Source organism: Pseudonocardia sp. 73-21, from assembly GCF_001899645.1.
Classification (GTDB): domain Bacteria; phylum Actinomycetota; class Actinomycetes; order Mycobacteriales; family Pseudonocardiaceae; genus Pseudonocardia.
The window spans coordinates 45,583-66,094 of sequence record NZ_MKVV01000059.1 but is presented as its reverse complement, the minus strand read 5'-3'; the positions used below and the strand labels follow the sequence as shown (position 1 = coordinate 66,094).

22 protein-coding genes, 1 tRNA gene and 1 pseudogene are annotated in these 20,512 nt (G+C 72.5%); 16 read left to right on the top strand and 8 right to left on the bottom strand.

What is annotated here, in order from left to right; genetic code table 11:
* A pseudogene (locus BGP03_RS19525) lies at positions 1–238 on the top strand (metal-sulfur cluster biosynthetic enzyme); the annotation flags it as partial.
* Positions 239–294: 56 nt separating this feature from the next.
* Positions 295–987 (top strand): haloacid dehalogenase type II, encoded by a 693-nt coding sequence (locus BGP03_RS19520; RefSeq protein ID WP_296375404.1) that lies wholly within the window; start codon positions 295–297, stop codon positions 985–987.
* 22 nt (positions 988–1,009) lie between these two features.
* On the opposite strand, the gene BGP03_RS19515 is transcribed toward BGP03_RS19520, so the two are convergent.
* The 3 genes from BGP03_RS19515 to BGP03_RS19505 form a co-directional block, all read right to left on the bottom strand.
* Positions 1,010–1,747, bottom strand: a complete 738-nt coding sequence (locus BGP03_RS19515) for a class I SAM-dependent methyltransferase (protein WP_296375403.1) — start codon at positions 1,745–1,747, stop codon at positions 1,010–1,012.
* A 10-nt stretch (positions 1,748–1,757) separates the two neighbouring features.
* Positions 1,758–2,891 (bottom strand): 5-methyltetrahydropteroyltriglutamate--homocysteine S-methyltransferase, encoded by a 1,134-nt coding sequence (locus BGP03_RS19510; protein WP_296375401.1) that lies wholly within the window; start codon positions 2,889–2,891, stop codon positions 1,758–1,760.
* A 136-nt stretch (positions 2,892–3,027) separates the two neighbouring features.
* Complete coding sequence (locus BGP03_RS19505; protein ID WP_298799785.1) at positions 3,028–3,822, bottom strand: IclR family transcriptional regulator; 795 nt, start codon at positions 3,820–3,822, stop codon at positions 3,028–3,030.
* Between the two features lie 61 nt (positions 3,823–3,883).
* On the opposite strand from BGP03_RS19505, the gene BGP03_RS19500 reads away from it, so the two are divergent.
* The gene (locus BGP03_RS19500) at positions 3,884–4,126 is read left to right on the top strand and encodes a DUF2630 family protein (protein WP_296375397.1); all 243 of its coding nucleotides are present in this window, start codon (positions 3,884–3,886) and stop codon (positions 4,124–4,126) included.
* Between the two features lies 1 nt (position 4,127).
* Here BGP03_RS19500 and BGP03_RS19495 read toward each other — a convergent pair whose 3' ends face one another.
* On the bottom strand, positions 4,128–4,775 hold the full coding sequence (locus BGP03_RS19495; RefSeq protein WP_298799786.1) for a TetR/AcrR family transcriptional regulator: 648 nt from the start codon (positions 4,773–4,775) through the stop codon (positions 4,128–4,130).
* Between the two features lie 59 nt (positions 4,776–4,834).
* Here BGP03_RS19495 and BGP03_RS19490 point away from each other — a divergent pair, with 59 nt between their 5' ends.
* Both BGP03_RS19490 and BGP03_RS19485 read left to right on the top strand, forming a co-directional pair.
* The gene (locus BGP03_RS19490; protein ID WP_296375393.1) at positions 4,835–5,164 is read left to right on the top strand and encodes a hypothetical protein; all 330 of its coding nucleotides are present in this window, start codon (positions 4,835–4,837) and stop codon (positions 5,162–5,164) included.
* Positions 5,165–5,223: 59 nt separating this feature from the next.
* On the top strand, positions 5,224–5,844 hold the full coding sequence (locus BGP03_RS19485; protein WP_298799787.1) for a uridine kinase: 621 nt from the start codon (positions 5,224–5,226) through the stop codon (positions 5,842–5,844).
* Positions 5,845–5,860: 16 nt separating this feature from the next.
* Here BGP03_RS19485 and BGP03_RS19480 read toward each other — a convergent pair.
* Positions 5,861–5,943 (bottom strand) — tRNA-Leu (locus tag BGP03_RS19480).
* A gap of 133 nt (positions 5,944–6,076) precedes the next feature.
* On the opposite strand from BGP03_RS19480, the gene BGP03_RS19475 reads away from it, so the two are divergent.
* The 10 genes from BGP03_RS19475 (at position 6,077) to BGP03_RS19430 (ending at position 17,054) form a co-directional block, all read left to right on the top strand.
* Entirely contained in the window at positions 6,077–7,327 is a 1,251-nt protein-coding gene (locus tag BGP03_RS19475) for a DUF3662 and FHA domain-containing protein (protein ID WP_296375389.1), read from the top strand.
* A gap of 36 nt (positions 7,328–7,363) precedes the next feature.
* A complete protein-coding gene (locus BGP03_RS19470) occupies positions 7,364–7,822 on the top strand; it encodes an FHA domain-containing protein (protein WP_296375387.1) in 459 nt (152 codons plus the stop codon).
* A gap of 28 nt (positions 7,823–7,850) precedes the next feature.
* Positions 7,851–9,191 carry a PP2C family serine/threonine-protein phosphatase gene (locus BGP03_RS19465; protein ID WP_296375385.1) on the top strand — a complete coding sequence of 447 codons (1,341 nt, stop codon included), beginning with the start codon at positions 7,851–7,853 and terminating at the stop codon, positions 9,189–9,191.
* Positions 9,191–10,636, top strand: a complete 1,446-nt coding sequence (locus tag BGP03_RS19460) for an FtsW/RodA/SpoVE family cell cycle protein (protein ID WP_296375383.1) — start codon at positions 9,191–9,193, stop codon at positions 10,634–10,636. Before BGP03_RS19465 ends, BGP03_RS19460 begins: the two co-directional genes overlap by 1 nt.
* Before the next feature lie 13 nt (positions 10,637–10,649).
* Positions 10,650–12,119 carry a penicillin-binding protein 2 gene (locus tag BGP03_RS19455; protein ID WP_296375381.1) on the top strand — a complete coding sequence of 490 codons (1,470 nt, stop codon included), beginning with the start codon at positions 10,650–10,652 and terminating at the stop codon, positions 12,117–12,119.
* Positions 12,120–12,121: 2 nt separating this feature from the next.
* Positions 12,122–13,327 (top strand): serine/threonine-protein kinase, encoded by a 1,206-nt coding sequence (locus tag BGP03_RS19450; protein ID WP_298799811.1) that lies wholly within the window; start codon positions 12,122–12,124, stop codon positions 13,325–13,327.
* Positions 13,328–13,436: 109 nt separating this feature from the next.
* Positions 13,437–15,377, top strand: a complete 1,941-nt coding sequence (pknB, locus tag BGP03_RS19445) for a Stk1 family PASTA domain-containing Ser/Thr kinase (RefSeq protein ID WP_298799789.1) — start codon at positions 13,437–13,439, stop codon at positions 15,375–15,377.
* Positions 15,378–15,414: 37 nt separating this feature from the next.
* Positions 15,415–16,050, top strand: a complete 636-nt coding sequence (locus BGP03_RS19440; protein WP_298799790.1) for an aminodeoxychorismate/anthranilate synthase component II — start codon at positions 15,415–15,417, stop codon at positions 16,048–16,050.
* A gap of 228 nt (positions 16,051–16,278) precedes the next feature.
* Positions 16,279–16,548 carry a cell division protein CrgA gene (gene crgA / locus BGP03_RS19435; RefSeq protein WP_296375375.1) on the top strand — a complete coding sequence of 90 codons (270 nt, stop codon included), beginning with the start codon at positions 16,279–16,281 and terminating at the stop codon, positions 16,546–16,548.
* Positions 16,549–16,610: 62 nt separating this feature from the next.
* On the top strand, positions 16,611–17,054 hold the full coding sequence (locus BGP03_RS19430) for a PH domain-containing protein (protein ID WP_298799791.1): 444 nt from the start codon (positions 16,611–16,613) through the stop codon (positions 17,052–17,054).
* Here the strand turns inward: BGP03_RS19430 and BGP03_RS19425 are convergent.
* The 3 genes from BGP03_RS19425 to BGP03_RS19415 all read right to left on the bottom strand — a co-directional run bounded on the left by BGP03_RS19425 (position 17,051) and on the right by BGP03_RS19415 (position 19,662).
* On the bottom strand, positions 17,051–17,920 hold the full coding sequence (locus BGP03_RS19425) for a rhomboid family intramembrane serine protease (RefSeq protein WP_298799792.1): 870 nt from the start codon (positions 17,918–17,920) through the stop codon (positions 17,051–17,053). The two genes, BGP03_RS19430 and BGP03_RS19425, sit on opposite strands and share 4 nt — an antisense overlap.
* A gap of 73 nt (positions 17,921–17,993) precedes the next feature.
* Positions 17,994–18,521 carry a peptidylprolyl isomerase gene (locus tag BGP03_RS19420; RefSeq protein ID WP_298799793.1) on the bottom strand — a complete coding sequence of 176 codons (528 nt, stop codon included), beginning with the start codon at positions 18,519–18,521 and terminating at the stop codon, positions 17,994–17,996.
* Positions 18,522–18,552: 31 nt separating this feature from the next.
* Entirely contained in the window at positions 18,553–19,662 is a 1,110-nt protein-coding gene (locus BGP03_RS19415; protein ID WP_298799794.1) for an alpha/beta fold hydrolase, read from the bottom strand.
* A 242-nt stretch (positions 19,663–19,904) separates the two neighbouring features.
* Between BGP03_RS19415 and BGP03_RS19410 the strand changes: the two genes are divergently transcribed.
* The gene (locus tag BGP03_RS19410) at positions 19,905–20,441 is read left to right on the top strand and encodes a hypothetical protein (RefSeq protein WP_296375366.1); all 537 of its coding nucleotides are present in this window, start codon (positions 19,905–19,907) and stop codon (positions 20,439–20,441) included.
* Positions 20,442–20,512 lie beyond the last annotated feature (71 nt).

The following is a 20,512-nucleotide window of genomic DNA, read 5'->3' as shown; positions in this document are numbered from 1 at the left end:
GAACCTCGGTGAGGTGCCCCCGTCCTCGGACCTGGTCCGGATGCGGGAGCGCCGGGCGGCCCTCGGGCTCGCCTCCGATGACAGCGCGCCGCTGCTGATCGACGCCGAGGGCAACCGGATCACGCCCGGCCAGGTGCCCCTGCACCTGCGACGGGCCCGGTTGCAGCGCGTCGGGATCGAGACGAACGGCGAGTTCTGCAAGAGCCTGCTGGAGAAGCGCTACCCGGTCGCGAAGTAGCTCCGGCTGTAGGCGGGTGCCCCTCGGGGTGCCCGCCTACAGCTATGTTCACCGGCGTGATCGAGGTCCGCGCGCTCGTGTTCGACGTCTTCGGCACCGTGGTCGACTGGCGCTCCGGCGTCGCGGCCGAGGCGGCCCGCCTGCTGGGCCCCGCGGTGGACGCTCCCGCACTGGCCGACGCCTGGCGCGGCGCCTACCTGCCGTCGATGGAGCGGGTACGCCGCGGTGAGATCGGCTGGACCGGCCTCGACGCGCTCCACCGCGCGTCCCTCGACGAGCTGCTGCCCGGCTTCGGGGCGGGCGACGCCGACGAGGCCACCCGCCACGAGCTGGTGCTCGCCTGGCACCGGCTCGACCCGTGGCCCGACTCGGTCGCCGGCCTCACGCGGCTCAAGGCCCGCCACGTGATCGCGAGCCTGTCCAACGGCAACGTCGCGCTGCTGGTCGACATGGCCAAGCACGGCGGCCTGCCATGGGACGCGGTGCTCTCGGCGGAGCTGTTCGGCCACTACAAGCCCGATCCCGAGGCCTACGACGGCGCCGTCCGCCTGCTCGGGGCGACGCCGGAGCGGGTGCTGATGGTGGCGGCCCACGTCGACGACCTGGCGGCGGCCCGCGCCCGCGGTCTGCGCACGGCCTACGTCCACCGCCCCACGGAGTTCGGCACGCACGGCGGCCCGGAGAAGGACCCGGAGGCGGACCTGAACGTGCGCTCCCTGGAGGAGCTGGCGGACGCCCTCCACTGCTGACGAACGTGGCGTTCGTCGGAACCTAGGCGACGACAGTGCCGTTCGTCGGGGTGGCCAGGAGGACGCGGAACAGGTTCTGCAGGACATAACTGCCGTCCGGCTGCCTCCGTTCCTCCAGGCGCTCCAGGACCGCCTCACGGACCGCTCCGGGACCGGCGCGGTTCATCGCCGCCCGGCCCATGCCCGTCTCGAACAGGGGGCCCACCAGCTCGTCGGCGTCGGGGTAGGTGAAGGGGCAGAGCACCTCGTCCAGCTGCACGACGTCGAGACCGGCCGTGCGGGCGAGCGAGACCAACCGGTCGGGGTCGGTGACCGGCGGGGGGCCGGGCGGCGTGGGCCGGGGCGGGAGCCAGCGGCCGAGCACCTCACCGAACGCGCCGATGTCGCACTCGCTCTCGCGCCCCCACACCGTCACCACGACCGTGCCACCGATCGCGCCCGCCCCGCGCAGCACGGCCAGTGGGCTGGAGACGTGCTGCAGCAGCTGCACCCCCGTCACCACGTCGAACGGGCCGGGCGGCGGCTCCTCGGCGTCACCGACGCGGAACCGGCCCTCCGGCACCGCGCGTTCCGCCGCCGCGACCACGGCCGGGTTCACGTCGACACCGGTGACGACGGCACCCCGGTCGACGGCCGCGCGCGCGAAGAGCCCCGGCCCGCACCCGAGGTCCAGCAGCGTGGTGCCGGCGGCGACGCCGGCCAGCTCGAGCACCCGCGCGTGCAGCGGCGCGCCCCATCCGTCCGGACCGTCGTCAGCCATGACCGAGAACCTATCCCCAGACGTCGTCCGCCACCTCGACGATCAGGGCCAGCTTCGCCTTCTGCTCGTCGATCGTGAGCGCGTTGCCCTCCACCGTGGACGAGAACCCGCACTGCGGGGAGAGGCAGAGCTGGTCGAGCGGCACGAACTCGGAGGCCTCCTCGATGCGTCGCTTGAGCGCGTCGGCGTCCTCGAGGGCCCCCGTCTTCGTGGTGACGAGCCCGAGCACCACCTGCTTGCCCGGCGGCACGAAGCGCAGCGGCTCGAACCCGCCGGAGCGCTCGTCGTCGAACTCGCAGAAGAAACCGTCGACGGCGAGCTCACCGAACAGGGCCTCGGCGACGTGGTCGTAGCCCCCCTCCGCGGCCCAGGACGAGCGGTAGTTGCCCCGGCACATGTGGATGGTGACGTTCATGGCCGAGTCACCGTCCCGCCCACCCCGGTCCGCGATCGCCGCGTTGATCTGCCTGATGTAGCGCAGGTGCTGGGTCTCCGGGTCGTCACCCTTGGCGGCGAGCTCGGCGCGGTGCGCGGGGTCGTTGAGGTACGCGAGCGCGGTGTCGTCGAACTGCAGGTAGCGGCAGCCCAGCCCGTAGAGCGCCTGCACCTCGTCGGCGTAGGCGGCCGAGAGGTCGGTCCAGAAGTCCTCGACGTCCGGGTAGACGGTCTGGTCGATCGTCGCCCGGCCGCCGCGGGCGTAGACCATGCTCGGCGACGGGATGGTCAGCTTCGGCGTGGCCCCTTCCACCTGCTCCGCCAGGAACGTGAACGCGTCGGCGAAGATCGGCTGCTCCAGCCGGATCCTGTCGGTGACGGCCATCCCGGCCGAGGTGAACGCGCCCTCGCCGGAGGCGTTGCGCATCTTCACCTGGATCTTCTGGTCGGTCTTGGTGATCCCGCCGAGCTGGTAGATGAAGTCCATGTGCCACGACGTGCGGCGGAACTCGCCGTCCGTGGCCGACTGCAGCCCGGCCTCGGCCTGCAGCGCCACGACGTCGCGGATCGCGGCGTCCTCGGCGGCGCGCAGCCCGTCGGCGTCGAGGGTGCCGGCGGCGTGCCGCTCGCGGGCGTCGAGGAGGGCCTGCGGGCGCAGCAGGCTCCCGACGTGGTCGGCGCGGAAGGGCGGCTCGGTGCGTCGATGCATGGGTCGCAACCTAGCGCCGGGCCGGTCGACGGGCGGAGCGCGCTTCCGGCATCCGGAAAGGTGCTCGACAGAACGCGCCGACTCGCCCTCTCGAAACCGCCGACTCGCGGGCGGGAATCCGCCGACTCGCGGGAATTCAGGGGCGCGCACCCGCCGAGCGCCAGTCCTCCGTCTCGCGCAGGCGGCCGGCGCGGGTGGCCGCCGCACGGACCGCGCGCTCGAGCTGCCAGCGCCGTTCGGAGAACACCGCACGCGTGACCGACACCCCGAGCGCGCCGAGCAGCTCGCCGTCCGCGCCGTGCACGGGCGCCGCCACCCCCGCCAGTCCCGGCTCGTACTCCTCGACCTCGACGGCCGCGCCGTCGGAGCGGATCCGCATGAGCTCGCGGTCGAGCGTGCGGCGGTCGCCGACCGTGTGCGGGGCGAGCTGGGGCAGGCCGGTGCGGGCGAGCAGCTCCGACAGGCGCGCGGGCCGCAGCCCGGCCAGCATCACCTTCCCGGCCGCGGTGGCGTGTGCCGCCGTGGGCTCGCCGACGCGCAGGGTGTCGGGGCGGGGGTGGTCGGTGCAGTCGTCGACGTGGGCCACCACGAGCTCCACGTCGCGGAACGCCACGAGGTGGGCGGCCGCGGCCGCATCGGTGTGCAGGTCCCGCAGCACCCCGCGGACCGCGGCCGGCGGGCGCATCTGCTCGGTGAGGCTGCGGTGCAGCTCGGCGACCCGGTAGCCCAGCCCGTAGCCGCGGAGGTCGTGCAGCCGGACGAGGTAGCCCTCCTCGACGAGGGTGCCCAGCGCCCGGTAGACCGTGGGCAACGGGCACTGCAGCCGCCGCGCGATGGCCTTCGCGGTGACCCCGTCACCGGCAGCCGCGACCGCCTCGACGACCCGCAACGCCCGGGTGATCGAGGAGCCGACCGCGCGCTCCGGTGTCACGGGGTCCAGTGTCGGGTAGACCGGTCCCCGACAACACCCATCTTTGGGACGGAGTTCCACCATGGACGACGCACGGATCCACGAGCACATCAACGAGCTGGTCACCGAGGAGCACCAACTGGAGCGCGCCCACGTGGGCCAGGGCCTGTCCGACGCGGAGAAGGCCCGCCTGGACGACCTCGGCGTGCAGCTCGACCGCTACTGGGACCTCCTGCGCCAGCGCGCGGCCCGCCGCGACGCCGGCTACGACCCCGACACGGCCCAGGAGCGCCCGGCCACCGTCGTGGAGGGGTACCGGCAGTAGGTCAGGCCAGCAGCATCCGGCACCACGCGTCGGCGAGATGGACGCCGAACCGCTCCGGCGTCCATCCCCGGTCGTGGACGAGCAGCCGGTAGTAGTCGGTGGAGTTCATGGCCCAGACGATGTCGGCCACGTCGTCGTCGGTGAGGTCGGCGCGCACCCCTCCCGCGGCCCGCAGGTCGGCGGCGAAGCGCCGCATGTTCGCCGCGCGCCGCCCGGTGATCTCGGCGTGCAGCTCGGCGCAGGCGGTGTCCCGGACGGCGGCGTCGCGCAGGGCGTGGAAGATCGGGGCGGTGCGCGGCCCCATCGCCGCGAGCGCGGACGCGTAGATGTCGATCTTCGCGGCCGCCGTGGGCGCCGCGAGCATGGCCCGCACGTAGTCGCGCTGCCCGGCCGGCACGGCGTCGTCCGTGCCGGAGATCGCGGTCTCCACCAGCTCACGCAGGATCGCGGGCTTGCGGCCGACGGCGGCGTAGAGCGTGTCCACGGCGACGCCCGCCCGCTCCGCCAGCTGGGCCACCGTGGTGGCCGCGTAGCCGCGCGTGGTGAACAGCTCGCGGGCCGCGTCGAGCACGGCGCGGCGGGTGGCCGCGGCCTGCTCCGTGCGCTGCGGCGCGTGGTAGCCGCGCCGGGTCTTGACGTCGTCGGTCACCACCGTCACTCTACCGGTATTCGTCCGAAAGTAGTTCGGACCGAATATAGGAGCCCACGATGGTCTACGCCTTCACCCAGGACGTCCCGATCGGCCCCGAGCTCTACCGGCGGATCGTCGACGAGCTCGGCCCGGAGCCCCTGGAGGGCTCCCTGCTGCACCTGTGTGTCCGCACCCCGGAGGGCGGGCTGCGCTACATCGACATCTGGGAGTCGCGGGAGCACTGCGCCCGCGCCTTCGACGAGCGCATCCACCCGGCGGTGGACCGGGCCTTCGGCGGATCCCGCCCGCAGGGCGAACCGACGGTGACGCGCATGGAGATCCTCGACGCGAGCGGGGCTCTCGTGGCGGACCGTGCCGACCTCGAGGTCTCCGCGCAGGGGGCATGACGTCTGCACGGTGACCACCGGGTCTGCACTGACCGCTGCGGAAGGGGACCATCGGCCCCGTGCTCGTCACTCCCGTCAGTCCTGGCGGCCTCGTCTCCGAGGTCGTCGCACTCGTTCTCGCGCGCCCGGGGCGCCTGCGCGTCGTCGTCGACGGCCCTTCACCGACGCGACCCGACGTCCTGGCGCACGGCGTCCTCGCCGAACTGCGGGCACGGGGGCGCGGCGGGGTCGTGATCGACGCCGGGGACTACCTGCGCCCCGCGTCCGTCCGGTTGGAGTACGGCCGCGAGGATCCCGACGAACTGCTCGACGGCTGGCTCGACCAGGGCGGCCTGCGCCGCGAGGTGCTGGACCCGGCCGGTCCCGGTGGGACCGGCCGGGTCCTTCCGCGTCTGTGGGACGCGCGGACGGACCGCGCGTTCCGCGACGACTACACGCAGCTGTCCGACGACGGGGTGGTCCTGCTGCACGGGGCGCTGCTGCTGGGCCGCGGCCTGCCCGCGGAGCTGGAGATCCACCTGAGGATGAGCGCCGCGGCACTGGCGAGAACGCTGCCGGGGAGTGCACAGTGGACCTTGCCGGCCCACGCCCGCTACGACAGAGAGCGCCGCCCCGCCGACGGGGTGGACCTGCTGGTGATGTCGGACCATCCGGACCGCCCTGCGGTCGTACGGAGGTGAGCACTGAGAGATCTTGTGGGCGAGGAGGGAGTTGAACCCTCACGTCCTTTCGGACACACGGACCTGAACCGTGCGCGTCTGCCATTCCGCCACTCGCCCTGGCAGGAGGAAAGCTAGCACGGGCCCCGGAGCCCGTTTCGCAGGGCCCCGCCCGGGGGACGACACGGCGGGAGGTAGCACAGATACGATTCACCCTGTCAGCAACACGCCGATGCGAACGGAGGAAGATCGGTTGGGCCGCGTCGACAGGTTCGAGCGCCGTCTCCAGGGGATGGTGGGCGACGCCTTCGCGCGGGTTTTCGGTGGCAGTGTCGTTCCCCAGGAAGTCGTTCAGGCACTGGTCAGGGAAGCCGAGGACCACATCGAGCAGCTTGCGGGCGGACGCATACTGGCGCCCAACCGCTTCGTCGTACTGCTCAGCCCGTCCGATCTCGGACGCATGGCCGGTGACAGAGCGCAGATCGTCGACTCGCTCTCCGCATCCGTCACCGAAGAACTCGCCGACCAGGGATGGGACACCTACGGCGAGGTCGTAGTCTTTCTGGAGCGCTCCGACGCGCTGCACACGGGACAGTTCCGCACCCGCTCGTCCGTGGATCCCGACGCTTCCCGCCGGGACGCCATCCGAGCACGCGACGCAGGAGAGCAACCCATGAGCCAGCAACCGGGCCACCCCGAGGAGAACGGGCAGTACGGCTACGACCGTGGTGCCCCCGGATACGGTCAGCAGACCTACGCCCCTCCCGCCTACGACCAGCGCCAGGGGGGGTACGACGCCAACGCCGAGCAGCCCCCGCCGGGCGGCTACCCCCAGGGCGGGTACCCCCCGCAGGGCGGCTACCCCCAGCCGGGCCAGCCGGGCTACGAGCAGGGCGGCTACGGTCAGCAGCCCCAGCAGGGCGGCTACCCGCAGCAGGGTGGCTACCCGCAGCAGGGCCAGCCCGGTTACGAGCAGGGCTACGGCCAGCCGCAGCAGGGTGGCTACCCCCAGCAGGGCGGTTACGAGCAGGGCTACGGCCAGCCCGGTTACCAGCAGCCCGGTTACGACCAGCAGGGCTACCAGCAGGGCGGCTACCAGCAGCCCGGCGGCTACCCCCAGCAGGGCGGCTACCAGCAGCCCTACGAGCAGGGCTACGACGCCGGCTACGACCAGCAGGGCTACCAGCAGGGTGGCGGCTACGGCGGCTACGGCCAGGGCGTCAGCGCCTCGCTGAGCCTCGACGACGGCTCCGGTCGCACCTACGACCTCACGCAGGGCACCCACGTCATCGGACGCGGCCAGGACTCGGCGTTCCGCCTGCCCGACACCGGTGTGTCGCGCCGGCACCTGGAGATCAGCTGGGACGGCCAGTCGGCCACCCTGTCCGACCTCGGGTCCACCAACGGCACCACCGTCAACGGCAACCCGGTGCAGACCTGGCAGCTCAACGACGGCGACGTCATCCGCGTCGGGCACTCGAGCCTGGTCTTCCGCACCCAGTAAGGACGAGGCGAACGAGGAGAACGGGGTCCGTCGGTAGTGCCGGAGTTGGTGCTGCAGCTGACCAGGGCGGGCTTTCTTGCCCTGCTCTGGCTGTTCGTGCTGGTCGCTCTACGGGTGGTCCGCTCCGACCTCTACGCCGCGTCCGGGCTGCGGGCGCTGGTGCCGGGAGGACGGGGCGCGCCGCGTCGTGGTGGGGGGGCCCGCACGGCGCGCCAGCTGATCGTCACCGCGGGTGCGCTGGCCGGCACCCGCGTCACGCTGGACGCCCGGCCGATCCTCATCGGACGGGCCGACGACTCCACCCTCGTCCTCGACGACGACTACGCCTCCACCCGGCACGCTCGCATCGCGATGCAGGGCGACGAGTGGTACGTCGAGGATCTCGGGTCGACGAACGGCACGTATCTCGATCGGGCTAAGGTCACCGGACCCACCAGGGTCCCCCTCGGGGTGCCCGTCCGTATCGGCAAGACCGTGATCGAGCTCAGATCATGATCCGGCGACTGCATCAGGAGCCGCTTCGATGACGTTGGTCCTGCGCTACTCGGCCCGCAGCGACCGGGGGCTCGTCCGCCAGAACAACCAGGACGCGGTCTACGCCGGTCCGCGGTTGCTCGCACTCGCGGACGGCATGGGCGGCCACGCCGCCGGCGAGGTGGCGTCGTCCCTGGTGATCTCCGCGCTCGCCCCGCTCGACGAGGACGACCCCGGTGACGACCTGCTCGCCGAGCTCCGTGAGGCCACCGTCGAGGGCAACGCCGCCATCACGCGGCACGTGGCGGAGGCACCGGACCTCGAGGGCATGGGCACCACGCTCACGGCCATCCTGTTCGCCGGGTCGCGGCTGGGTCTGGTGCACATCGGCGACTCGCGGGCCTACCAGCTGCGCGAGGGGCACTTCAGCCAGATCACGAAGGACGACACGTTCGTCCAGTCGCTGATCGACGAGGGCCGCATCACCGAGGAGGAGGCGCACACGCACCCGCAGCGTTCGCTGCTGCTGCGCGCCATCACCGGCCAGGACATCGACCCCTCGCTGACCATCCGCGAGGCCCGCCCGGGCGACCGCTACCTGCTGTGCTCCGACGGCCTGTCGGGCGTGGTGAGCGACGAGACCCTCGCCGACACCCTGGCCGGCTACCGCGACCCCCGCGAGTGCGCCGACCGCATGATCGAGCTGGCGTTGCGCGGCGGCGGGCCCGACAACATCACCTGCATCGTCGCGGACGTCGTCGACATCGACTTCGGCGACGACGCCCCCATCATGGGCGGCTCGGTCGGCAACGGCGAGGACGACGGGCCCCGGCCCGACTCCGCCGCCGCGCGGGCCTCGGCCACCACGATGACGCGCACCGCGCCCCAGCGGGTCGAGCCGGTCGTCGCGACCCCGGCCCGCCGCCGCTCCCCGCTGCGCATCGCGCTGGCCGTGGTCGGCGTGCTGGTCGTGCTGGGCGGCGCGGGTGTGCTCGCGCAGATGTGGGTGCTGCAGCAGTACTACGTGGGCGCCGACGGCGAGCAGGTCACCATCTTCCAGGGCGTGCGCGGCGAGGTGCTCGGCGTGCCGCTGCAGCGCGCGTCGCAGCAGACCGACATCGCGCTGTCGGACCTGCCCGAGACCGAACGCAGCGCCGTCCGGGACGGGATCATCTCCACCGACGGCCTGACGGGGGCCCGGGGCCTCGTCGACAAGCTGCGCGACCGCCGCCTCGCGGTGTGCCCCACGCCGGTCGCCACCACCCCGACGCCCGCACCGGTCCCGGTGGTGCCACCCGCACCCGGCGCGCCCGTCGTGACCACCGTCGAGTCCACGCCGCTGCCCACCCCGACCCCCACCCCGGGAATCACCTGTCGGTCGGCGAGCTGATGGCCACCGCCACCGACGGGCACGCCCCCGCGCGGGGGCCGGGTGTTCCGCCGTCCCTGCCCACCGGACGCAGCATCGAGCTCGTCCTGCTCGCGTTCTCGGCGGTCATCTTCACGGGCGCGCTGGTGCTCGTCGAGGCCAACCAGGAGCAGCAGCTCACCCCGTCGCTGCTGTGGGTGGGCCTGGCCTACCTCGGTCTGTTCACGATCGGCCACTTCGCGGTGCGCCGGTTCGCCCCCTTCGCCGACCCGCTGATCCTGCCGTGCGTGGCGCTGCTCAACGGGCTGGGCCTGGTGATGATCCACCGCCTCGACCTCGCCGGCATCGCGAGCGCCGCCGCGGCCGGCGATCCGGCGCCCACGGAGGCGCTGGCCCGGCAGGTCGCCTGGACCGCCATCGGCATGGTGCTGTTCATCGCCGTGCTGGGCGTCGTCCGCGACCACCGCATCCTGGCCCGCTACGCCTACACCGCGGGGTTCGCCGGGCTGGTCCTGCTCGCGCTGCCGGGCCTGCTGCCGTCGTCGCTCACGGAGGTCAACGGCGCGAAGATCTGGCTGCGGTTCGGCATCTTCTCCATCCAGCCCGGCGAGTTCTCCAAGATCCTGCTGATCGTGTTCTTCGCGGCGTTCCTCGTGCAGAAGCGGGAACTGTTCACCACCGCGGGCCGGCGCTTCCTGGGGATGGAGTTCCCCCGTCCCCGCGACCTCGCCCCGCTGCTCGTGGCCTGGGGCCTGTCGATCGTCGTGCTCGTGCTGGAGAGCGACCTCGGCACGTCACTGCTGTTCTTCGGCATCGTGCTGGTGCTGCTCTACGCCGCCACCGAGCGCGTGTCGTGGATGGTGATCGGCCTGACGATCTTCATGGTCGGCGCCTACGTCTCGTACCTGCTGTTCGCCCGCGTCAAGGTCCGCGTGCAGGTCTGGCTCGATCCCTTCGCCGACGCCAACGGCGCCGGCTACCAGATCGTGCAGGCCCTGTTCGGGCTCGGCACCGGGGGCGTCGGCGGCACCGGGCTCGGCGCGGGCCGCCCGGACATCGTGCCGTTCGCCAACAGCGACTTCATGCTGTCCTCGCTCGGCGAGGAGCTGGGGCTGATCGGGCTGGCCGCCATCCTCGTGATCTACCTGGTGCTCATCACGCGCGGGCTGCGCAGCGCGCTGGCGGTGCGCGACAGCTTCGGCAAGCTGCTGGCCACCGGGCTGTCGTTCGCGCTCGCCCTGCAGGTGTTCATCGTCGTCGGCGGGGTGTCCAAGCTGATCCCGCTCACCGGCCTCACGCTCCCCTTCCTGTCCTACGGCGGCTCGTCGCTGGTCGCCAACTACGCGCTGGTCGCGTTGCTGCTGCGGGTGTCCAACGCCGCCCGCGCGCCGCTCCCCCGCCGCCCCGCCACCCCCGCGGTCCCCCTCGCCGAGGCGGGCACGGAGATGGTGGAGCGGCCCTCATGATCGGGCCCCGGCTGTGAACACGCCGGTCCGCCGCGTCGCCATCGCCGTCATGGCCATGATCCTGCTGCTGATGGCCAACCTGACCTACATCCAGGTGGTCAAGGCCGACGACTACCGCAACAACCCCGGCAACCAGCGCGTCCTGCTCGCCGAGTACTCGCGCAAGCGGGGCCAGATCAGCGCCGAGGGCCAGGTGCTCGCCAGCAGCACCCCCACCGACGACCGCCTGCAGTACCAGCGCAAGTACCCCGACGGACCCGCGTTCGCGCCCGTCACCGGGTACTACTCGGTGATCTACAACGCCAGCGGCCTGGAACGCGCGGCGGACTCGGTGCTCAACGGCAGCGACGACCGGCTGTTCGGACGCCGGCTCTCCGACCTGGTCACGGGCCGCGACCCGAGCGGCGGCAACGTCGTCACCACGATCGACCCGGCCGTCCAGCAGGAGGCCTACGACCAGCTGACCAGCAAGAACTACGCGGGCTCGGTCGTGGCGATCCGGCCGTCCACGGGTGAGATCCTGGCGATGGTCTCCACGCCGTCCTACGACCCGAACCCCCTGGCCAGCCACAACTCCGATGTGCAGAAGAAGGCGTGGGCGGGGTTCACCGCGGCCGACCCCCCGGTGCTGGTGAACCGGGCGATCCAGGAGACCTACCCGCCCGGCTCCACGTTCAAGCTCATCGACACGGCCGCGGCCCTGAGCAGCGGGCGCTACACCCCCGACTCCCCGCTCACGGCCGCCCCGAACATCACGCTGACCGGCACCACCACCACGCTCGAGAACTACAACGGCAACGCGTGCGGCACGTCGGCCACGGCCACCCTCCGCGAGGCGCTGCAGCGCTCCTGCAACACGGCGTTCGCCCAGCTCGCCGGCGACCTCGGCGAGCAGGCCATCCGCGACCAGGCCACCGCGTTCGGCATCGGCGTCCGGGGCCAGACGATCCCGATGTCGGTGGCCCCGTCCACGATCGGCGACATCGAGAGCACGGCGGCGCTGCAGCAGTCGGCCATCGGGCAGCGCGACGTCGCGCTCACCCCGCTGCAGAACGCCTCGATCGTCGCCACGATCGCCAACGGCGGCCGGATGATGGCGCCGTACCTGGTGAAAGAGATTCAGAGTCAGAGCCTGGACACCATCGACACCACCCAGCCGGACATGGTCGGGCAGGCCATCAGCGGCTCCGTCGCCCAGACGCTGACCGACCTCATGGTCAACAACGAGAGGTCCTACGGCGGTCGCGGCAAGATCACCGGCGTGGACATCGCGGCCAAGACCGGCACCGCGGAGCACGGTACCGACCCCAAGAACACCCCGCCGCACGTCTGGTACGTCGCGTTCGCCCCGGCGGTGAATCCGCAGGTGGCGGTCGCCGTGCTCGTCGAGTCCGGCGGCGACCGCACCAACCTCGCGGCCACCGGCGGCGTCGTCGCCGCCCCCATCGGACGCGCGGTGATCGGCAAGGTGCTGGCCCGATGACGATCCTCGCCGCCGGCCAGCGCATCGCCGACCGCTACCAGCTCGACCGCCGCATCGCCGTCGGCGGGATGGGCGAGGTCTGGGAGGCCTCCGACACGCGCCTGGGCCGCAGCGTCGCGGTCAAGGTGCTGCGCCCCGAGCTCTCCGACGACGAGGAGTTCCTGCACCGCTTCCGCATCGAGGCCCGCACGGTCGCGTCGCTCGACCACTCCGGCATCGCCCACGTCCACGACTACGGGGAGGACGACAGCGCAGGGGGCAAGCGCACCGCCTGGCTCGTCATGGAGCTCGTGCGCGGCGAGCCGCTGTCCACGCTCATCGCACGCGGCCCCATCGACGCCGACGAGACGCTGCGCATCGTCGAGGAGGCGGCGTGGGCGCTGCAGGCCGCCCACGAGCGCGGTTTCGTGCACCGCGACGTCAAGCCCGGCAACATCCTCGTCCGCACCGACGGGCTGGTGAAGCTCACCGACTTCGGCATCGCCAAGGCCGCCGACGCCGTGCCCGTCACACGGTCCGGGATGGTCATGGGCACCGCCCACTACATTGCGCCGGAGCAGGCCAGCGGCGCCGAGGCCGGCCCGTCCGGCGACGTGTACTCGCTCGGCATCGTCGGCTACGAGTGCCTCGCCGGGCACCGGCCGTTCCGCGCGGAGAACGCCGTGGCGGTGGCGATGATGCAGGTGCGCGACGAGCCGCCCCCGCTGCCCGACACCGTGCCGGTCCACGTGCGCGAGCTGATCGAGGCCGTGCTGGTCAAGGACCCGTTGCTGCGCTACTCGACGGGCGGTGAGTTCGCGCTGGCCGTCGCCGCCGTCCGACGGGGGGAGGCGCTGCCCGCACCCGGGGCCGTCGACGGACCGTTCACCCCCACCCGGGCCCGCCCGGCCCTGGGCCCGGTGACGCCGCCGCCCGCTCCGGCGGTGGTGGTCGAGAAGCCCCGGGCCCCCGCCACACCCCGGCCCGTGCCCCCCGCAGCGCCCACCGAGCCGCTCAGCCTGAAACCGACGGCCGGCACCGGACGGGTGGCGCTGATGGTCCTGTTCGTGCTGCTCACCGTCGCGGCGGTGGTGGTCGCGGTGTTCGTGCTGCGCGGCATGGGGGGCACCGCGGCCACGCCGGACAGCACACCGCAGGGGGCGGCGAGCGGTAGCGTGGCGGGCCATGGCCCACCGCCGCAGTTGATCGACACCGGTGGTGTCCGGTGAACCCGCGCACCGGGCGATCCGGCGCTCGGGTGGTCGATCCGACACCCCATCGGGCTAACCGGCCCGGCATGATGTCCGAGTACCTCAACCCCACCAGGAACCGGCAGCGATGACCACCCCCCGACTGTTGTCCGAGCGCTACGAGCTGGGCGAAGTGCTCGGCTACGGCGGCATGTCCGAGGTTCACCGCGGGCTCGACACCCGGCTGGGCCGCGACGTCGCCGTCAAGGTGCTGCGCGCCGACCTGGCCCGCGACCCCCAGTTCCAGATGCGGTTCCGTCGCGAGGCCCAGAACGCCGCCGCGCTGAACCACCCGGCCATCGTCGCCGTGTACGACACCGGCGAGGTCATGAGCGAGTCGGGCCCGCTGCCCTACATCGTCATGGAGTACGTCGACGGCCAGACGCTCCGCGAGATCGTCAAGTCCACCGGGCCGATGACGCAGCAGAAGGTCATCGAGGTGATGGCCGACGTCTGCGCCGCCCTGGACTTCAGCCATCGCCACCAGATCATCCACCGCGACGTCAAGCCGGCCAACATCATGATCAACCGCGCCGGCGCGGTGAAGGTCATGGACTTCGGCATCGCCCGGGCGCTCGGCGAGGGCCAGAACGTCACGCAGACCGCGGCCGTCATCGGCACCGCGCAGTACCTCTCCCCCGAGCAGGCGCGCGGCGAGCCCGTCGACGCCCGCTCCGACGTCTACGCCGCCGGGTGCGTGCTCTACGAGCTGCTCACCGGCGAGCCCCCGTTCACCGGCGACACCCCCGTGGCGGTGGCCTACCAGCACGTGCGCGAGGAGCCCAAGGCCCCGTCGCAGGTCAACCCGAGCATCCCGCCCTCGCTCGACTCCGTCGTACTGAAGGCGCTGAGCAAGAACCCGGCCAACCGCTACCAGTCGGCGGCCGAGATGCGCACCGACCTCGTGCGCGTCCGCAGCGGCCAGAGCCCGCTGGCCCCCGTCGTGATGAGCGAGGACGAGCGCACGGCGATGATGACGCCGCCGACGGGCCCCACCCGGCGGATCAACGGCAGCCGCTACGGTGCCGCGGTCCCCACGGCGGCCGGCTACAACGACTACTACGACGAGGAGCCGCCGCGGCGCACGGGTCGCACCATCGGCATCGTCGCCGGCGTGGTCGCGGTGCTCGCCCTGATCGGGTTCTTCGCCTACCAGCTGCTCAGCGGCCCGGCCGCGCCCACCCAGGTGGAGGTCCCGTCCGTCACCGGGCAGACGGCCCAGGCCGCCTCCAACGCCATCCTCTCGGCTCAGCTGCGCCCCAACGTGGTGCAGGTCGACTCCCTGGTCACCCAGATCGGCCAGGTCGTCTCCACGGATCCGCCGGCGGGCTCGAAGGTCGCCGAGCGCTCCCAGGTCACCATCTCGATCGGCAAGGGACCGGCGCAGGTCACCGTGCCCAAGGTGGCCGGGCAGTCGGTCGCCGACGCCACCAAGTTGCTCACGGACGCCGGCCTCAAGGTCGGCACCCAGAGCGACGAGGAGACCACCGACCCCACGCTGATCGGCAAGGTCACCCGATCGGACCCCGATGCCGGTGTGTCGGTGGCCGGCGCCAGCGCCGTGAACATCTTCATCGGCAAGGCCCCGACGAACGTCAAGGTTCCCGATGTCACCGGTCAGGACGCGGCCACCGCCCAGCAGACCCTTCAGGGGGCCGGGTTCCAGGTCACCACGGCCAACGTCGACGGTGGCGGCAAGCCGGGATCGGTCCTGGGCACCAGCCCGGCGGCCGGCAGCTCGGCGGCGAAGGGTTCCACGGTCACCCTGCAGCTCTCGAACGGCAACCAGGGCAGTCCGGTACCCGATGTCCGCACCAAGTCGGAGAGCGACGCGAAGAAGGCCCTCAGGGCGGCCGGTTACACCAACATCGACACGACCGACCAGGACATCGGCAACAACAACCCGCAGTTCGACGGCAAGGTCATCGCCCAGTCGGTGCCCGGTGGCAGCACCGTCGATCCCAACACCCAGATCACCCTGACCGTCGGCAAGGCCAGCAGCGGCGGCGGGATCTTCGGCGGGAACTGACGCGACCGCTCCACCCACGATGCAGGACACTGGTGCCATGCGCGTCCTCGTGATCGACAACTACGACAGCTTCGTCTACAACCTCGTCCAGTACCTGGCGCAGCTCGGCGCGGAGACCCGGGTGCGGCGCAACGACGAGGTCGATCTCGACGAGCTGGACGAGGTGCACGGCGTGCTCGTCAGCCCCGGCCCGGGCACGCCGGAGCGGGCGGGCTCCAGCATCGACGTGATCCGGCGCGCCGCTGACCGGCAGCTCCCGCTGCTCGGGGTGTGCCTGGGCCACCAGGCCATCGGCGCGGCCTACGGCGGGGTGGTGGAGCGGGCACCGGAGCTGCTGCACGGCAAGACGTCGCTGGTGCACCACGCGGGCGCCGGGGTGCTCGCCGGGCTGCCCGACCCGTTCGTGGCCACGCGCTACCACTCGCTCTCGATCCGCCCCGACACCGTGCCGGACGAGCTGGAGGTCACCGGCCGCACCGACGGCGGCGTGATCATGGCCCTGCGCCACCGCGAGCTGCCCATCCACGGCGTCCAGTTCCACCCCGAGTCGGTGCTCACCGAGGGCGGCCACCGGATGCTGGCCAACTGGATGGCGAGCGCCGGCCACCCCGCCCCCGAGGCCGACGTGGTGACCCTGACGGCGGAGATGGCGGAGCTCAGCGCCCGCGCCTGAACCCCGGGGATCCGTGCCGCAACCCCGAGCGCGCACCCACCCCGGCCCGCACCGGGCCCAGTGAGCGCTCGCCGGGTCCAGGACAGCGATCGGCGTCCGAATCGCGTCGTCGTGGACATCGCGCACCGCTGGACGTGAATCACGCGGGCCCGACGCGATACCGTGGACGCAGACACGCCCGGGTCGCCGAAGAACCCGGCGGTAACTCCATCACGCGAGGTCTCCACGATGCCGAAGTCCAGGGTCCGCAAGAAGCCCGTCTACACGCCGCCGCCGGGCGAGGGCCGGTCCACCACGCCGGTCAAGGTCGCGGGGCCCACCAACCCCGTCTACGTCGCGGTGATGCTGGGTCTGATGGCCCTCGGTTTGATCTGGCTGGTGGTCAACTACCTCGCCGGACCGTCCATCCCCTTCATGACGGCGCTCGGTTCCTGGAACTTCCTCATCGGCTTCTCACTCATAGTAATCGGCCTGTTGATGACCATGAGATGGCGCTGACCTGCAGAAATACAGCGGTGTAAGTAGTCCCCAGTGTGGACAACCACTGTGGATAAGTTACGTTGAGTGATCAAGGTTGGGCCGTTCGCCAGTGGAGCCCGGCGGCTGGGCTCGTCGTCGCGGGGTGGGTCCTCACCGTCGCCGCGGCCGGCTGGTGCACGGCGCTGTGGATCGCCGGCAGCGATCCGGCGGGGCGGCTCATCGCCGGCATCGCGACGGTGGGCATCGGCGTCGCGTCGCTGTTCGGCAGCCGCGCCCGGCCCCGGCTGCAGGTCGACGCCGACGGGCTGACCGTCGGCGGCCTGCTGCGCGCCCGCCACCACCCGTGGCCGCTCGTGCAGGGCGTACGCGTGCTCCGTGTGCGCAGGCTGGGGCGCGACAGCTCGCTGTTGGAGATCGACACGCGGACGGCGGGCGGCGACGAGCGCCTGCTGGTCTTCGGGCGCCTCGAACTCAACGCCGACCCGGAGGACGTCGCGCCCCAGCTCCTGGAATTACGGCCCTAGAAGGACGCGACGGCCATGAGCGCCAGCAGCACCACGGTGATGCCCGACAGCGCCCCCACCTGCAGCGCGGTGCGGCTGCGGGGCGGGGTGAAGACGAGCGCCGCGGCCACCAGCGCCCCGACGACGAGGCCGCCGATGTGGGCGGTGATCGAGATGTTGGGGATGACCTGGCTGATCACCAGGTTGATCACGATGAGCGCGACGACCTGACCGACGGGCCGCCTGAGCCGCAGCAGCACCACGAGCAGGCCGCCCATCAGCCCGAACACGGCTCCGGACGCGCCGGCGACGGGCTGGTCGGGGGCGCCCCACAGCACCACCGCGGCGGAGCCGCCGAGCAGCGAGATCATGTAGAGCGCGATGAACCGGCCCCGGCCGAGCACGGTCTCCATGTCGCGGCCGAGCACCCACAGCGCGAACATGTTGGACGCGATGTGCAGCGGGCCGATGTGCAGGAACCCGGACGTGATGACGCGCCACCACTGGCCGTACGCGGAGAGGTAGAGCGGCGCGAGCTGCCAGTCGGCGAAGAGCGGCGACCGGAAGTTGTCGGAGATGCTGCCCGCCTGCACGACCGTGAGGGCGTAGACGGCGACGTTGAGGGCGATGAGCGTCCACACGACGATCGGGCGCCGCGACGTGACGGCCTCGGCGCCGGCCACGGTGGCGGCGCGGCGGGCGCCCTGGGCGGTCTGGCCCACGCAGTCGACGCACTGGTAGCCGACGGAGGCCTCCCGCAGGCACTCCGGGCAGGCGGGGCGTCCGCAGCGGACGCAGCTGAGCCCGGTGGCCCGGTCGGGGTGCCGGACGCAGACCGCCGCCGGACCCCGGGACGGGTACGGCGGCGGGCCTACGGGCGAGGTCACGGCCTAGTGCTCCCCGGCCGGGGACGCGGCTGCGATCGGTGCTGTGATCGTGGCCTGCGTGGTGGGCACTGCTTCAGGACGTGATCTCGACGTGCTGGATGACGACCTCGTTGAGCGGCCGGTCCGAGCGGTCGGTGGCCGTGGTGGCGATGGCGTCGACGACCGCGCGGGACTCGGCGTCGGCCACCTCACCGAAGATGGTGTGCTTGCGGTTGAGGTGCGGGGTGGGGCCGACGGTGATGAAGAACTGCGAGCCGTTGGTGCCGGGGCCCGCGTTGGCCATGGCCAGCAGGTACGGCTTGTCGAAGCGCAGGTCGGGGTGGAACTCGTCGGCGAACTGGTAGCCGGGGCCGCCGCGGCCGGTGCCGGTGGGGTCGCCGCCCTGGAGCATGAAGCCGGAGATGACGCGGTGGAACACCGAGCCGTCGTAGAACGGGCCGGAGTCGCCGCCGCTCGCGTTGGGCTGGGTGTAGGACTTCTCGCCGGTGGCGAGCCCGGTGAAGTTCTCCACCGTCTTCGGCGCGTGGTCGGGGAACAGGTTGATGACGATGTCGCCCTGGTTCGTCCGCAGCGTCGCGGTGAGCTTGCCTGGTTCGGTCACCACCCCATCGTGCCAGGAGTGTCTCCCGGCGTCAGCGCAGCACCCTCTCCAGGAAGCCGGCGACGGCCCGTTCGTAGGCCTCGGGGTCGGCGTTCCACGAGGCGGTGTGCTCCACGTCGGGCACCTCCAGGTACTCGATCGGCCAGTCCAGCGACGCGGCGACGGCGGCCAGTGCGCGGCTGGGGCCCACCGGCACGGCGGTGTCCTCGGTGCTGTGCACGATCAGCGTGGGCGGCCGCACGGCCGGTGGGCGGCGCCGCAGGTCGAAGCGGTCGAAGTCGATGCCGATCCGCATCCGCGTGGCCGTGGTGGCGAAAGGGGTGAGCCCCGGCGGGAGCCGCCGGTTGCGGGCCTGCAGGCGCAGCGTGGCCCGCCAGTCGACGAGCGGGGCGTCCCACACCATCGCGTCGACGAGCGACGCGTGCACCGACCGGTCCAGGAACGCCGCCGTGATGGCCCCGCCCATGGACCAGCCGAACAGCACGATCCGCCGGGCGCCCCGCTCCAGCGCGAGCTCGACGGCGGCCTCGACGTCGAGCCACTCGGTGTCGCCGAGGTGGTAGTGGCCGTCGGGGCTGGCGGGGGCCTCCTCGTCGTTGCGATAGGTCGGCACCAGCACCGGGAACCCGAGCCCGTGCAGGGCGGGCAGCACCCGCAGCGCCTCACGCCGGGACCCGCCGCGACCGTGGATCATGATCACCCAGGTGTCACGGGACGCCGGCACGAGCCACGCCGGCGACGGACCCAGCGGCGTCGCCACGTCGACGGTCTCGAACGCGAGACCGCGGGCGGAGGGATCCGGGTCGAAGGGCCCGGTGTCGAGCACCGCGGTGGTGCCCGGGACGGGCCGGTGACCACCCAGCAGCGTCCGCACCACCTCGCCGTCCCGCGCGGCCGTGACCGGTCCCATGACGGCGAGCCCCTCGGGCCAGCGCAGGCCCCAGGTGCCCGGCTGTGCCGCGAGCCGCGTGGCCGCCAGCGTGATCGACGCGGGTCCGACGGCGAGGACGCGCTCCGGGTACACCGGCCGCTGCGTCGGGTCGAGCAGCACCGAGGAGTAGAACCACCCGACGCCGGCCGACGCCGCGCCGAACCCGGCCCCGACCCCGACCCCCAGGCCCCACCACACCGACCTCGCCATGCCGCCGATCATGCGGCACCGGTGGACTCCACGTCATCCCCGGACCCCGGCGGCTCCGCCCGTCAACCACCGCCACGTCACCCGTCCCGGTCCGCCCCGCCTACCTGGAGTGAGACCGGATCCGGTTCGGGTGAACGCCCGCACCGACAGGGTGAGCAGAGACAACCGGCCACCGTATCGTTCGTTGGCCCGGAAGATCACCGTTTCGTCTCGACGCTCCCCAGCACGAAGGGTTCTTCCATATGAGCAGCCTCGCCCGGCGCACCCTGCGCACGACCGCCGCGGCCGCCGGAATCGCCGCCATCGGTGCCGGCCTCGCCGGCCCCGCGTTCGCGGCCCCCGAGCTCCCCGCCGCCCCGGGCCCCGACGGGCTGGGCTCCCTGCCCGCCGCGCCGGACGCCTCGGCGGTGCAGAACATGCTGGCAGCGCTGCCGGCCGCTCCGACGAACGCGTCGGACCTGCCCGCTCTCGTCACCTTCGAGATGCCGACGCTGACGACGGCGGGCCCGTCGGTTCCCGCCGCCCCGGCGCTGCCGGACGCCTCGGCCCTGCCGGACGCGTCCGCGCTCCCCGCGCTGCCCGGGGCCCCGGCCCTTCCCGACATGTCCTCGGTCGAGGGGACCAACAACATCTCCGGCCCGTCGACGGACCCGGCGTCCTACGTCGGCCAGAACGACGTGGGTGCGCTGTCGGCGCTCGACACCGCCAAGACGATGACCGAGCTGGCGCAGAAGGCCATGTCCGGTGAGTCGATGACGCAGGGCAACAGCTTCGGCTGAGCGCTCCTGCACACCGGGACGGCCCCGGCACCACGACCTGGTGCCGGGGCCGTCGTGTTTCACGTGGAACA

What these genes read in the sequence shown, in the direction of transcription:
- BGP03_RS19515 (WP_296375403.1), bottom strand. Translation starts at nt 1,747, where the DNA reads ATGGCTGACGACGGTCCGGACGGATGGGGCGCGCCGCTGCACGCGCGG.
- BGP03_RS19510 (WP_296375401.1), bottom strand. Translation starts at nt 2,891, where the DNA reads ATGCATCGACGCACCGAGCCGCCCTTCCGCGCCGACCACGTCGGGAGC.
- BGP03_RS19500 (WP_296375397.1), top strand. Translation starts at nt 3,884, where the DNA reads ATGGACGACGCACGGATCCACGAGCACATCAACGAGCTGGTCACCGAG.
- BGP03_RS19490 (WP_296375393.1), top strand. Translation starts at nt 4,835, where the DNA reads ATGGTCTACGCCTTCACCCAGGACGTCCCGATCGGCCCCGAGCTCTAC.
- BGP03_RS19465 (WP_296375385.1), top strand. Translation starts at nt 7,851, where the DNA reads ATGACGTTGGTCCTGCGCTACTCGGCCCGCAGCGACCGGGGGCTCGTC.
- BGP03_RS19460 (WP_296375383.1), top strand. Translation starts at nt 9,191, where the DNA reads ATGGCCACCGCCACCGACGGGCACGCCCCCGCGCGGGGGCCGGGTGTT.
- pknB (WP_298799789.1), top strand. Translation starts at nt 13,437, where the DNA reads ATGACCACCCCCCGACTGTTGTCCGAGCGCTACGAGCTGGGCGAAGTG.
- BGP03_RS19440 (WP_298799790.1), top strand. Translation starts at nt 15,415, where the DNA reads ATGCGCGTCCTCGTGATCGACAACTACGACAGCTTCGTCTACAACCTC.
- crgA (WP_296375375.1), top strand. Translation starts at nt 16,279, where the DNA reads ATGCCGAAGTCCAGGGTCCGCAAGAAGCCCGTCTACACGCCGCCGCCG.
- BGP03_RS19415 (WP_298799794.1), bottom strand. Translation starts at nt 19,662, where the DNA reads ATGGCGAGGTCGGTGTGGTGGGGCCTGGGGGTCGGGGTCGGGGCCGGG.
- BGP03_RS19410 (WP_296375366.1), top strand. Translation starts at nt 19,905, where the DNA reads ATGAGCAGCCTCGCCCGGCGCACCCTGCGCACGACCGCCGCGGCCGCC.